Here is a 13,675-nt window from a genome sequence, read left to right on the forward strand (position 1 = left end):
TCTCTTTCTCATCTTCTTTTATCCTGTCATTCTCGTGATTTTCAAAGTTCTATTACCTTCCCTCCTTTCATCCTGGATTCCTCCGCAGCATATGCCATCACATGTCCCTGAAGGGAAAGTCGGGCACTATACATCAGGTTTTTCTCTTCCGGGTTTCGCAATGCTTTTGTGAATGTTTCCATAATGCACTCATCCCCGCCCGAATGCAGTGTTTTTGGTGTATGTACTTCTACTGTCGTTTCATTTCCTGAACCAAAATCCCTGATAATAAACCGGTCCTCATCGATGCTTCCTTCGATCTCTCCTGCCGTGCCCATGATCTTAGTCTGGCGCGCCGTATCCATGGTAAATGCAATCGCCTGCCATGAAGCCGTAACCCCGTCCTCGTATTCCATCATCACAACCTGATGGTCTGCCACGTTATTATCGCAGTAGTAAACACAACGTGCATACGGTGTGGTCAGCATATATTTCAAAAACTCATCATTGTTATCCGTACGTTTGATGATATCCCTGAAATTATGGCGGAGTTTCCGGTCTTCCAGATATTTGTATGCGGAATACATGCAGCTCTTATTATAGATGCAGTCCTCACAGCGTTTTGCAGCCCCTTTTGGAGCGTTCTCCGGCCTAAACCAGGATAAAGATCCAAAGGAAGAGATCTTGGTGCACTTTTTCCCGTCTAGAAGATAGTTCATAATATCCGTATCATGGCTGCATTTTGCGACGATCATAGGCGTCGTCTCATCGCTGTTGCGCCAGTTCCCGCGCACATAGCTGTGGGCATAATGCCAGAATCCAATATTTTCGATATGATGGATGGACTGGATTTTCCCAATCTTCCCCTCCTTAATCACCTCTTTTACAGCCCGAAAGAACGGCGTATGCCGCAGAACATGGCATACCATCAGCAAAACGCCTTTCTCCCCGGCTGCATCCACAATCTCTTTTGTCTTTTCCGCCGTTTCTGCCATCGGTTTCTCCAGCAGCAGATTTAATCCCTTTTCAATGGCTGCCATGGCAGGGTCATAGTGCTGCCTGTCCTGTGTTGCAATAATCACTCCGTCCAGTTCCCGGCTATGTTCCAGCATCTCATGCCAGTCGGAATATCTTCCTGCTTCCCCAATTCCATGCGCATCCGCAAACACATCTCTGCGCTCCTTTAATGGTTCCGCAACACAGACGAATTTTACTTCCGCCGGATATTTCAAGGCATAGGGAGCATAGCAGTTTGCCCCCCTTTCCCCTGCTCCTATCAGTCCTAATTTCAACTGTTTCATGTTGTTTCTCCCTTCTTCGCAAAGGGGTCTGACCCCTTTGTTTGCACTATCCTTTGACAGCCCCAGCCGTCATACCCGCAATAATGTATCTCTGCCCCAATGCATACACGACAATGCTCGGAACGATTATCATCACCATGATGACACATACCAGGTTCCAGCTTCTCTGATACAGTCCAAAGAAGCTGTATACCATCGTAGTCAGCGGCATTTTCCTGGATTCATTGATTACATAAAACGGGGTCACAAAATCATTCCATGAACTCATAAAATTTAAAATAATCACCGTTACCGTAACCGGCTTCAACAGCGGAAATATCACCTTTCCAAACAAGGTCAGCGGGCCGCACCCGTCAATGATCGCAGCTTCGTCAATTTCTCTTGGAATCGATCCGATAAATCCGTAATATAAAAACACAGTAAACGGCGTTACCAGCGCTGAATACAGCAGCACCAGCCCCACCAGGGAATTGGTCAGGTGGATTTTCTGCAGCACCAGCACGGCCGGAACCATATTCAGCGGCGCCACAAGGCCTACCAGAAAGAACAGATATATTTTGTTATGTAACTTCGTTTTTCTTCTTGCCATTACATAGGAGGCCAGCGCAGCCCCTGTCGTCGCAATCAATACCGTAAACACCGATATCAGCATGCTGTTGGAAAACGCCTGAAAGATATCTACTGTTTCCATAACCTCCTGATAATTCCCCAGCACCCACTGGGTCGGCATGGAAAATTCCATTGCAACGGATTCCCCCTGCGTTTTCAGAGAGTTCAGCAGGATAATGAGAAGAGGAATAAATACCAGGATTGAGAGCAGCCATAATATCAATGCTTTGATAAAAGACAGTATTTTCTTTTTTCTGACCATCTTACTCCTCCTCCCTTGTCATAGCCTTTAATACTGAGAACGCCACAATACAGGTAAATACAAACATAATAAGCCCCAGTGCGGTGGAGAATCCATACCGGCCCGAACTGTATTCTTTGTATACCAGCGTATTCAGCACTTCCGTTGCCCTCGCCGGGCCTCCGTTTGTAAGCACAAATACAAGATCGAACACCTTCAGGCCCGCGATCAGGTTCAGCACCAAATTGATGGTAATCGATGGAATCATTTCCGGAATAATTACATAACGCAGTTTCTGCCATCTGCTGGCCCCATCGATGTCTGCCGCCTCCAGATAATCCTCTGAAATCGCCTGCAGCCCTGCAATATAGATCACCATATTCTGCCCCACCAGGCGCCATACTTCCACGGCCATTACCGCAATTAATGCCGTTGCCGTGCTCCCCAGCCAGTCTTTCGCAAGCGCGTCCAGCCCAATTGCGCGGAGCGCTTCATTAATGACCCCATACTGGGAATTGTAAATAGACTTGAATACCAGCCCGATAATTAACGGGCAGAGCATGACTGGAAAAAAGAAGATTGTCCGCAAAAAGTTGCGTGTCTTAAACCCTTTATTTAATGCGAGTGCCATAGTAAATCCAATCAGATTCTTAAATACTGTCGTTACCGCCGCAAAAATCAATGTATTAATAATCACTTTAATGTATCTCTGGTCAGTAAAAATATCTTTAAAATGCGACAGCCCGATAAAATGAATTTCGTCATTCATTGCATTCCAGTCCGTAAAGGAAAGTACCAGTCCCATGGCACTCGGGATAATGAATAATCCCACATATAAAACTAATGGAATCACGAGAAAATATGAGGGATAAATCTTTTTATGATTCATGACTGCCTCCTTCCTTTCATTTTTTGAGCATAGTACCCAAAAACCGGAACTATGCTCATTTTTTATAACAGTCCTGTCTTGTCTGAACTGTTGCTATTTTTTCATTCTGCCTATTATTTAAAGCCTTCCTGTCCCGCATCTTTAGCAAGCGCTCTTCTGTGTGTGTCAAACTCTTCCAGCACCTGCTCCGGCGTCAAGTTTCCGACAAACATCTCCTGGCAGAGTTCACTGATCTTGCTTCCGTCATAGAACAGCACACTCGCCTCTGCTCCCTGTGCTTCCCCGGCCTCAGCAGCCTTTAAGTCTTCAAATGCCTTTGTCGGGCTTGCTTCAATCCCCTGCACAGAAGAAGACACATACTGAATCTTTTCATCATAAAGTTTCTGCAGATTTTCTTCCTCTGCAAGGAAGCTGAAGTACTCTTTTGCCTCTTCCACATGTTTGCTGTTTGCATTGATGCATTTGGTGGTTCCGCCTGCCGTCAGGGTTACATACTGGTTGTCCACCAGAGGGCTCGGAAATGCGCTCCACTCATCCGGCTCAGCCTCATCCAGATTGTTCTTCATTTCATTCGGATAAGCGCCGCTGTTGATAATCATGCCGTACTCTTCATTATTCATCGCCGCATAAGAATTGTCATAAATATTGGACATATGGTTTTCACCGAAATAACCGGCAGCCTCAATTTCCTGGAGCTGCTTCATAGCCTCCTTAAATTCCGGTACATCAGCAAATCCGATTTCATTCGTGTTGAGCTTCTCATAGAGATCTGGATCGTTCTGAACCGCCAATGCGCTGGCGCCTTCCATCCAGTAGTGTGTATGCCATAAATCCTTAACAAATTCATAGATCGGGGTAATTCCGCCTTCCTCAAGTTTCTTGCATGCCTCCTGGAATTCAGCATAATTTGTAGGAACTTTAATTCCCAGTTTTTCAAATACTGCCGGCTTATAAAGAATTGCATTTGTTGCATCTACGCCGGCTGTGTTCTGAGCGTACAGCTTGCCGTTGATTGAATTTCCGTCGATGGCCCACTGTTCTAGGTTTGCAGCCCATTCCTCATCAGAGAGGTCAACCATGTTCTTTTCCGGATTATAATCTCTTAACTTAGTACCCGAATAGGACATAAAGATATCGGGGCCTTCACCTGTGTTCAGTTTTGATTTTACAATGGTCTGGTACTGGTCGTCCGGGCTCAGCTGGAAGTCGATCGCGATCCCCGTCTCTTCCTCAAACTTTTCCGCCAGCTCCCTGTCTACGTCTACAATCCAGTTCTGGGATGCCGCCAGGGTCAGGGTTACTTTTTCTTTTTCATCCCCTGATCCGCCATCTGCTTCTTTTTCCTTTCCTCCGCAGCCTGCCATAAGCCCGGCCGCCATCGTTGCGCATAACATGCAGGCAATAATTGCCACTCTTCTTTTCTTCATTTCTTCCTCCATTTCTCCTCTGGTTCTCAAACCGTTTTTTGTTTTCTGGGCTTATTATAGCTTTTATTTCATTTTCCAAAAATGCACAAATCTGAACTTCTATGTGGACATCTGTGAACAGTTTGTATTTTCAATTTTTTACTTTACACTTCTGTTTTTCTGTGATTATATTAAATATACAGGAAGCCGACGAAATGTAAGGAGGATGCTGAATGAAGAAATTACATCAAAACTCACTCATGAGAAAAATCACGTTCTCCTATAGTATTGTTTTCTTTTTCCTGATCATTTTGCTTTCTATTATCTATTATTTTACGGCCTATCATAATTTTCTTCAGAACCACACACGGATTTCGAGGCAGCTCGCTAAGACCATCTCTAACCAGATCGATACACAGGGCAGCAAATTTAACAATCTAGAGATCCGGATCCTGGAATCCGAAGAAATCATGAAGTATATATTCGAAGAGGCAAAGCAGCACAATGTCGTCAGCGACTGGGAATTCCGCAAAAACCTATATGCCATCACAGGGTATAATTATGAGTTCTACCAGCTGAACATTGTGAACCTGAATGAATCGACAATCCATACTTTTGGTGAAGAATATTACTATAAACCTTATACCATCACCAGAAACGTGCAGGAGAATATTATAGAGCCAACACTGGAACTGGACGGCGCAAAAATTATCATTCCGCCCAACAAAGGATGCCTGTACGCCCCCGTCAAGGATGTTCCTATCATCAGCGTCTGCCGGGCATTCAGCCGATATCCCTTATCCAAAAAAGCCGGGATAATTGAGATCCAGGTAAAGGAAGCGTCTCTGGAAAAATTGATCAATGACAACCTGTATGCCTTAGAAAATGGCGGTGAGCAGGTTTTAATATTTGACAATAACAATAATCCCGTCTATCCCTCCGACATACCGCAGGAGAGACTGGATTATTATACCTCCCTGGATACGGACAACAAGACCATGTTCCGCTCTTCCTTGTTTTCTGAAACGGAAATCGTAACCTCACATTACTCTTCCGAAACAATGTGTACGGTCATGCTTATTACCCCGGCATCCTATATTTTGCAGAACCGTCTGTTTTACCTTGAGATATGCATCGGATTCTTTCTTTTCACCTTTGCCCTGCTTGTGTTTATTACCAGAAGGCTGGCACTTCGGATCACCGCGCCGATTACGGAACTTAAAAACCGGATCTCCAGCCTGGAACTGGATCAGATCGCGGAGGAAGACTATGACAATCTGTCCGGCGATACCTTTAATGAACTGGAAATACTTAATAAGTCATATTCCCGCATGCAGCGCAGGCTGAAAAGGTCACTGGACGATGTCATCAGCTCCAGAACTCTCACCATCCAGTCTCAGATGCTGGCGCTGCAGGCACAAATGGATTCCCATTTTCTTTACAATACTTTGACCATCATTTCCATTATTGCCGAGGACAATGATGACGAACAGGCGGCAGCCATGTGTATCAAACTAACAAAAATGCTGCGCTACATAACGGAGGATATTTCTCACGGAACCACACTGGCACAGGAGATTACGCATACACAAAATTATACAGACCTGATCACTACCAGATTCGGAAAGGGAGTTGAATTCGATTATCAGATTGATACCGCACTTGACATGGTGCGGGTACCCCGGCTGATTCTGCAGCCCATTGTAGAAAACTGTGTAAAATATTCCCGCAGCCCGGACCGGGTTCTGAAGATTGCAATACGTATCTGGAACGAAGATGACTGCTGGTATGCCAATATCCGGGATAATGGGAATGGATTTTCAGAGGAGGCTCTGAAGATTATCAGGGACAGAATTGCTGATATGAATCCGGAGCAGCAGCATCCGGCCCTCAGCATCAATGGAATGGGGCTGGTTAATATTTATCTCCGCCTAAGACTTTATTACAACAGTCAGTTCACCTTTCAGCTGGAAAATAAGGCACCTCCCGATTCCATATACGGAGGCGTATCTATAACCATAGGAGGAAATCTAGATGAAACAAAATAATACATTCTCTGTACTGGTCGCAGAAGATGAGCCAATTATTTTAAATAACATCATCAAAAAGGTGCAGGGCGCCTCCCCGGACATCCGGATTGCAGGAAAGGCGGCCTCCGGAATGGATGCACTGGAAATTCTAGGCCATACCCACGTGGATATACTGATCACAGATATCGAAATGCCTGGACTTAGCGGGCTCGAACTGATCCGTCAGGTAAAAGAGGCCTTTCCCAGCGTCCATATCATCATCTTAAGCGGCTATAGCAATTTCGAATATGCGCGCACGGCACTCCGCTACGGTGTTGAAGATTACCTGCTAAAGCCAGTGGAGCAGGAGACGCTTTGCGGCCTTCTGCGCGGGCTATGTGCACGGATTGACGAAGAGCGCAGAATGGATGGTCGGGAAATTCTTTCCCTTGCCCTTAACAATTCTATTGATTCCGACATCCCCTATATGTTCAGTGAAGGTGGATTTCTTCTATTTCACATAACCCTTGGGAATCTGCCTCCGTCCATAGAGGGGGCGCCTATCTTCTGTGCAGAGGATACCGGTTTACTCTGGCAGAAAACCGATTTTGCCAGATGTTTTGAGAACGCCAGGGAAATCGAGCATCTCTGGCTGATCGATGAGCATCTGCCGACACAGAAATTCCTCATCCTGCATATGGACACAGCCCATTTTTCCGCATACTACTTTTGTATCCTGTTGAAAAAATATCTCACAGCCTGTTTCCATGATTTACCGTTTTTTGTCCTCTCCAGCCCGGATTTGATCCCTTATCAGGATCTCTGGAAAACCGGCCGCCATCTGCGCTCGCTTACCCAGCGGCTGGCACGGCCTTTTGTGCAGGAAGCCAAAATAGCGGAAAGTACAGAAGATATACAAAGCGGGCAGTCCGAAACCGTTCTCAGGGATATGCAGATCCTGTTTACACTCAACAACGAAACCGCCTTTCTGCAATACATCGGCCGTGTGCTTCCGGATATCCTGCAGTCCCCCTCCGCTGTATTTCATCCGTGTATCCGTCTGGTCTATCAAGCAATGCACAATAGTTTTCAAATCAGTACGCAGGAATGTACCATTGCAGAAGCAGAATTTTGCAGCCGGATACCCACTATGAAAACACCAGAGGAATGTATTTCCAGCCTCACAGAATCTCTCAAATCACTTTGGAAAAATGCCTCCTCTCATTACACTGGAAGCACGCTTTGCGCACGGATAGCGGAGTATATGGAAAAGAACTACAGTCAGCAGGTATCCATGACCGACCTGTCAGAGTGCTTCGGATATACAGCATCATATATCAACAGGCTTTTTAAAAAGGAGTATGGGACTTCTCCGATTCAGTATCAGACCGTTTTAAGAATGTCCCGCGCAAAAGAAATCCTGCTGAAAAACCCGGATATCAATATCAAATCCGTCGCCCAATCCGTAGGATACGAAGACTCGCGGTATTTCAGCCGGATCTTTAAAAACGAAACAGGAATGACACCTTCCGCATGGCTGGAAAGCCAGGCTGAGTAACAGATGAAGGGGTATGTAATTTTTACTTTGAGTTATGCTGGTGCCTCCAGTCGTAAATACGCCGGGAGGCACTTGTATTTTTTGGTAATATAGTTTTTAGAATTCTATAATATTTTTTCCACTTCTTTTATAGAATCGACATACTTTATGCACATTTACCCCTTATACTTGTATTTAGATAGTTGATAAACAACTATCTCCCCCCTCATAAAGTATCGACGTCCGGGGAAGCCCAGGACGTCACACTTTACTCTCATTCCTTTAGATAACTATAAAAACAACGAAACCCCTGCAGCCGATACTGCAGGGGTTTTCGCTGTTCTTAATGTATTAGTTTTATGCTCCTATCCCTTTAAGCAAGGTACGCATAGCCAATCCTATCCGCCGCCCCCGTTTCGGGCTCCCAACTTGGGAACAAGTTCTTTACCGCCGACCGGATGAACCAGCCAAGCGGACTGTAAGCGGCAAGCCCTCCATCCGCGCCAAGGCGAAAACTCGTCGCTATATCCCGACTCATTTAAGAATTTCATAATATTTTTTCGATTTCTTTAATATTTATTACATACTTTGGACACATTTTTCTTTTATACTAAAGTCAGATAGTTGATAAACAACTATCTCCCCCCTCATAAAGTAAAGACATCTTGGGGCAACCCAGGATGTCGCACTTTACTCTCATTCCTTTAGATAACTATAAAAACAACCAGAGGCCCGGACAGCCGATACTGTCCGGGCCTTCTGCTTTTCCTTTTCTCCGGCCCTGCCTATACCTGTCTCATCTTCACGTCGAAGGCCTCTTTACGGGCATTGTGTTCCTGGTTTTGATTCTCCGGTTTCTTCTTTTCCGTAACGCTGTTGAACTCATTTCTGTTCTTCTGCCCATTGATTTCTTCCTGTTTCTTCTTATCCATGTCGTCACCTCACAGTTAGTATGTTCACTAGACACAGTCATATACACACTTATTGCATTTGCCGTAAAAAAAGAGCCGGTAAGATTTCCGACTCTTCTGAAATGCACTTTAATTATATCTAATAAATGAAAAATTATATTTTACTTTCCAGCCACTCGTACAGATCTTCATACACCTGATCCCTGTCAGTCTCATTAAGCAGTTCATGCCTGTCTCCGGCATATAAGCGCAGTGTGACATCCTTTATTCCTGCTGCCTTGTACCTCTCATAAATCTTTCTGACGCCCTTGCCGAAATCTCCGACCGGATCTTCTGATCCTGCGGCTATCATCATGGGAAGCGTCTTTGGAATCATGTAGATACTTTCTTTCTTCTGCATCTTCAACATACCGCAGAACATGTGATAATAAGCATTTACGGTAAATACAAAGGAGCAGAGAGGGTCCGCCACATATGCATCCACCATCTTCGTATCGCTTGTTACCCAGTCTGCCCTGGTTCTCGGCGGCTTATAGCCCTTGTTGTATCCTCCGATCGCCAGATTGTCAATCAGTTTACTGCGGTAATGCCATCCCTTGAAAGCAGCTATAATACGACAGAGCCTCTTGGCAGACTTCAACGTGACCCGTTTCTTATCCGCGACCACTCCAATGATAATCACACCCGTCAGGCCGTTACCATACATTTGGATGTACTGGCGCACAAGGGTTGATCCCATACTGTGCCCCAGCAGGAAATACGGAACCCCGGGGTACTTCGCTGCAGTCTTCTGACGCAGCGTATGCATGTCCCCCAGCACGCAGGCATTGCCGTACTTCTCGTTGAAATAGCCATATTCTGTTTTTCCCTGTATGGACTTTCCATGGCCAAGATGATCATTGCCCACCACGTAATAGCCCTTGCTGCACAGGAAGTCCGCAAACTCATCATAACGGTTAATATACTCAACCATCCCATGGCTGAGCTGCAGAACTGCTTTTACTTCGCCTTCCGGCTTCCATTCAATTGTATGGATCTCTGTATTACCATCTTTTGATGGGAAGTAAAATTCATCTTTCATCTTATCCTCTACCTGTCCTCTAATTTTATGTAATCACGGTGAGGCGCGAGTGGTTTATACGCCGGTCGGATAATCTTATCCACGTTCTTAAGCTCTTCCAGTCTGTGCGCACTCCAGCCGACGATACGCGCTGCTGCAAAGATCGGAGTATACAGTGCAGCCGGAAGATCCAGCATACTGTAAACAAGTCCGCTGTAAAAGTCAACATTGGCATTAACACCCTTATACATCTTACGCTTCTCACTGATAATCTCAGGCGCCATATGTTCTACCTTCTCATAAAGAGCGTACTCTGCATCATAGCCCTTTTCAGTAGCCAACTGCTTAACAAACTTCTTGAAAATGTCTGCTCTTGGGTCAGAAATAGAGTAAATCGCATGACCCATTCCATAGATCAGACCCTTTTTGTCAAATGCTTTCTTGTCCAGAAGGTCGGTCAGGTACTGGCGGATCTGATCATCATCGTTCCAGTCTGTCAGATTCTGTTTCATATCATCAAACATCTGCGTAACCTTTACGTTCGCACCGCCATGCTTCGGACCTTTCAGAGAAGCCATCGCCGCAGCAATCGTAGAGTAAGTATCTGTTCCGGAAGATGTAACAACATGTGTTGTAAATGTTGAGTTATTACCACCGCCGTGATCCATATGAAGCACAAGGGCCATATCGAGTATCTTTGCCTCCAGCTCGGTGTACTTTCTGTCCTCACGCAGCATCATCAGAATGTTCTCCGCTGTTGAGAGTTCCGGATACGGTGCATAGATATAAAGATCTTCGCCTCTTCTGTAATTATATGCATGGTAACCGTAAACCATTAACATCGGGAACTGGCTGATCAGATTCAGGCACTGGCGGAGTACATTCGGTATGGATGTATCGTCCGCTTTCTTATCGTACGTATACAAGTTCAGTATGCACCGGGAAATCATGTTCATCATGTCCTTGCTTGGCGCCTTCATAATAACGTCCCTTACAAAATTCGGAGGAAGCATTCTTCTCTCCGCGATCATTGCCTGAAAATCATCCAGCTGCGCCTCTGTCGGCAGACTTCCAAATAACAGCAGGTAGGCAGTCTCTTCAAATCCAGAATGCTTTGCTTCCAAAAAGCCTCTTACAAGGTCTTTGATGTTGTAACCACGGTAATAGAGGTTGCCTGCACAAGGGACTTCCTTTCCGTCCACGATCTTAGTAGCGCAAACATCGGAGATATTCGTTAAGCCTGCCAGTACCCCTTTACCATTTACATCACGGAGGCCTCTTTTCACCTCGTACTGTGTGTAAAGTTCTTTCTCGATTGCATTGTTGTCCTCGCAAATCCGGGCTAACTCTTCAATCTTCGGGGTGTTTTCAAAAAAGATATTATCAATGTCTTTAGGTATTCTTGCCATAAAACCTCTCCCTTCCTCTTAAATATTCACTTGTCTGATCCCTCTATTATACTAAAAAAGTGGGTTTTATACAATGAAATGTCTATTAAATATTTATGAACTGCCTAAAAAGAGTGTTATACAGACCTACCTGTCCTGTTGGATTTTGGCCCTGTTGCCGGACGGGATCATATGGCAGCAGCCTTCCGGGGATCTATCTATATGCTTTTTCGTACCAAACAGATGAAGCCGCAGCTCAAAATGTGAGACCGGCACCGGCAGGCACTGCCCTGCCGGATGCCGGTCTCACCGTCATTTGCCTCCCTGATCCGCAGCATTCGAATTACTTTCCCTAATCAGCGAATTTGTAAGCGCCGCGAATTCTTCCAGGTTCAGCGCTTCTCCCCGCACTCCGGCCCCTTTTCCGAGGCTTTCTATCGCCGCTTCGATCTGTTCCTTTGTATAATCCAGCTCAGGAGAATTTTTCATGCCGTTTGCAAGCGTTTTTCTCCTCTGGTTAAACGATGCACGGATAATCCGAAACAGCAGCTTTTCATCATCCACCAGCACCGGCGGCTCCTCGTACCGCTCCAGCCGGATCACGGCGGAGCCTACCTTTGGTCTCGGCATAAAACAGTTCGGCGGTACATTTGCCACTATATAAGGCTTTGCATAATACTGCACTGCCAGCGACAGGGCGCCGTAGTCCTTTGTCCCCGGTCCTACCTGCATACGCTCGGCCACTTCCTTCTGCACCATGACTGTAATGCTCTTTACAGGCACATGCTTCTCAAATAACCCCATAATGATTGGTGTTGTAATGTAGTACGGAAGATTTGCAACCACCTTAATAGGGCGTCCCCCGTTCTCACGCTCTGCCAGCTCTGCAATATCCACCTTCAGTATATCCTCATTGAGCACGGTTACATTATCAAAACCATCGAGGGTGTCCTCCAGGATAGGGATCAGCGCCCTATCAATCTCCACCGCAATCACTTTTCCTGCCGCACACGCAAGATACTGCGTCATGGTTCCGATTCCCGGACCGATCTCCAGCACCATATCTTCCGGCGTGATCTCTGCCGAGCGGATAATCTTATCCAGCACATGAGTATCTATCAAAAAATTCTGTCCGAACTTCTTCTGAAAAGCAAAGTTATATTTTTGTAAAACAGCGATTGTATTCTGCGGGCTGCCTAGTGTCGGCTCCTTCATAAGCTCCTCCTCGTTCATGTTGTTGAACTTTTCTCTAAACAGTATAATATACTTTCCCATGCCCGGCAACGATTATCAAAAACTTTCTCTTCCTGCAGCATAAGCAGCGTAACCGTCCCGGGCTGCCTGAACCGTTACTGTTCATCCTCTCAGCATTCAACTGCATGCAGGAAAATATCATTGAACTTCTCCAGTTCATCATACATGATGCCGTGGCCGCTTTCTTTCAGTGTATACAGACTGCTGCCGCTGATGCACTCATGCTGAATTTCTGCAAGGTCATTGGACACTACCACATCTTTTTCGCCATGAATGACCACCGTAGGCACATGCACGTAACAGAGATCATCCCTGCCGTCCTCATCCCGCAGAGACAGCGCACATTCAATCGTGCCGATAGCTGAAGCCGACATCGCTATCTGCCGGAACCAGTCGATAATACATGCGCTGTGCGGGCTGGCAAACAACTGTTGGCTGAATTCCTCTGCATACTGTGCCCGGTCCGTCTCAATCTGACAGATGATCTCATCAACCGCTTCTCTTGTCAGCCCATAAGGAAATCCGGGACGCTGTGTCCAACATGGAGCCGCGGCAGCCAGCAGAAGCAGCTTCTTTACCCCATATCCGCGGAACAGGCGCATATATCTCAGGCTGATCGCCCCTCCCATGGAGAATCCCACTAAGGTAAATGACCACAACCGCAGCCTTTTCACCACCTTGTGAATATCTGCCGCCATCTGGTCATAACTATAGCCGCACCCTGGAACATCAGACATCCCAAAACCTCTCAGATCCAAAGCCACAACCCGGTATCCCATGCGAACCAGAATCGGAATCTGATACTCATAAATTTTATGGGACAGAGGCCAGCCATGAACCAAAAGTACAGTCTCTGTCCCGCCACAGTTATAATCATATACCGCTATCTTTACTCCATCCGTAGAATTAACATAAAACATAAAGTCACACATCTCCAGTTTATTTCTCTACACTATATGCAGAAAGATAAAAAACTGCTTACGGCTTCACGCCCGTTAAAATCTAACGATTCTTTCGGCGGCCGGACCAGGCGGCCGGCTAAGTTCTATGCCTTCTCAGGCATCTTCCTGAGTTCCATGTATGACAATACC

At 45.9% G+C, this 13,675-nt stretch carries 11 protein-coding genes; 2 read left to right on the forward strand and 9 right to left on the reverse strand.

Translation table 11 applies throughout. The features are described from left to right. Window positions 1-41 precede the first annotated feature (41 nt). The 4 genes from MWG26_RS21740 to MWG26_RS21755 all read right to left on the reverse strand — a co-directional run bounded on the left by MWG26_RS21740 (window position 42) and on the right by MWG26_RS21755 (window position 4,446). Window positions 42-1,280: a Gfo/Idh/MocA family protein gene (locus MWG26_RS21740; protein ID WP_044925920.1), complete on the reverse strand. Its 1,239-nt coding sequence runs from the start codon at window positions 1,278-1,280 to the stop codon at window positions 42-44. A gap of 46 nt (window positions 1,281-1,326) precedes the next feature. After that, window positions 1,327-2,151, reverse strand: coding sequence for a carbohydrate ABC transporter permease (locus MWG26_RS21745; RefSeq protein ID WP_025653739.1), 825 nt, complete (start codon window positions 2,149-2,151; stop codon window positions 1,327-1,329). Window position 2,152: 1 nt separating this feature from the next. Continuing rightward, on the reverse strand, window positions 2,153-3,019 hold the full coding sequence (locus MWG26_RS21750) for a carbohydrate ABC transporter permease (protein WP_025653740.1): 867 nt from the start codon (window positions 3,017-3,019) through the stop codon (window positions 2,153-2,155). A 113-nt stretch (window positions 3,020-3,132) separates the two neighbouring features. Next, window positions 3,133-4,446 carry an ABC transporter substrate-binding protein gene (locus MWG26_RS21755; protein ID WP_162149245.1) on the reverse strand — a complete coding sequence of 438 codons (1,314 nt, stop codon included), beginning with the start codon at window positions 4,444-4,446 and terminating at the stop codon, window positions 3,133-3,135. 212 nt (window positions 4,447-4,658) lie between these two features. Here MWG26_RS21755 and MWG26_RS21760 point away from each other — a divergent pair, with 212 nt between their 5' ends. After that, complete coding sequence (locus MWG26_RS21760) at window positions 4,659-6,473, forward strand: sensor histidine kinase (RefSeq protein WP_117440562.1); 1,815 nt, start codon at window positions 4,659-4,661, stop codon at window positions 6,471-6,473. Next, window positions 6,460-7,992 carry a response regulator transcription factor gene (locus MWG26_RS21765; RefSeq protein ID WP_117440561.1) on the forward strand — a complete coding sequence of 511 codons (1,533 nt, stop codon included), beginning with the start codon at window positions 6,460-6,462 and terminating at the stop codon, window positions 7,990-7,992. Before MWG26_RS21760 ends, MWG26_RS21765 begins: the two co-directional genes overlap by 14 nt. A gap of 764 nt (window positions 7,993-8,756) precedes the next feature. Here the strand turns inward: MWG26_RS21765 and MWG26_RS21770 are convergent. The 5 genes from MWG26_RS21770 to MWG26_RS21790 all read right to left on the reverse strand — a co-directional run bounded on the left by MWG26_RS21770 (window position 8,757) and on the right by MWG26_RS21790 (window position 13,504). Further along, window positions 8,757-8,903: a hypothetical protein gene (locus MWG26_RS21770; RefSeq protein WP_173005538.1), complete on the reverse strand. Its 147-nt coding sequence runs from the start codon at window positions 8,901-8,903 to the stop codon at window positions 8,757-8,759. A 133-nt stretch (window positions 8,904-9,036) separates the two neighbouring features. Next, window positions 9,037-9,963 carry an alpha/beta fold hydrolase gene (locus MWG26_RS21775; protein ID WP_025653745.1) on the reverse strand — a complete coding sequence of 309 codons (927 nt, stop codon included), beginning with the start codon at window positions 9,961-9,963 and terminating at the stop codon, window positions 9,037-9,039. An 8-nt stretch (window positions 9,964-9,971) separates the two neighbouring features. Further along, window positions 9,972-11,342, reverse strand: coding sequence for a citrate/2-methylcitrate synthase (locus MWG26_RS21780; RefSeq protein ID WP_025653746.1), 1,371 nt, complete (start codon window positions 11,340-11,342; stop codon window positions 9,972-9,974). A 300-nt stretch (window positions 11,343-11,642) separates the two neighbouring features. Further along, window positions 11,643-12,545: a 16S rRNA (adenine(1518)-N(6)/adenine(1519)-N(6))-dimethyltransferase RsmA gene (gene rsmA, locus MWG26_RS21785; protein ID WP_025653747.1), complete on the reverse strand. Its 903-nt coding sequence runs from the start codon at window positions 12,543-12,545 to the stop codon at window positions 11,643-11,645. Window positions 12,546-12,694: 149 nt separating this feature from the next. Next, window positions 12,695-13,504, reverse strand: a complete 810-nt coding sequence (locus tag MWG26_RS21790) for an alpha/beta fold hydrolase (RefSeq protein WP_025653748.1) — start codon at window positions 13,502-13,504, stop codon at window positions 12,695-12,697. Window positions 13,505-13,675 lie beyond the last annotated feature (171 nt).

The organism is Faecalicatena contorta (assembly GCF_022835095.1).
Taxonomy (GTDB): Bacteria; Bacillota; Clostridia; order Lachnospirales; family Lachnospiraceae; genus Faecalicatena; species Faecalicatena contorta.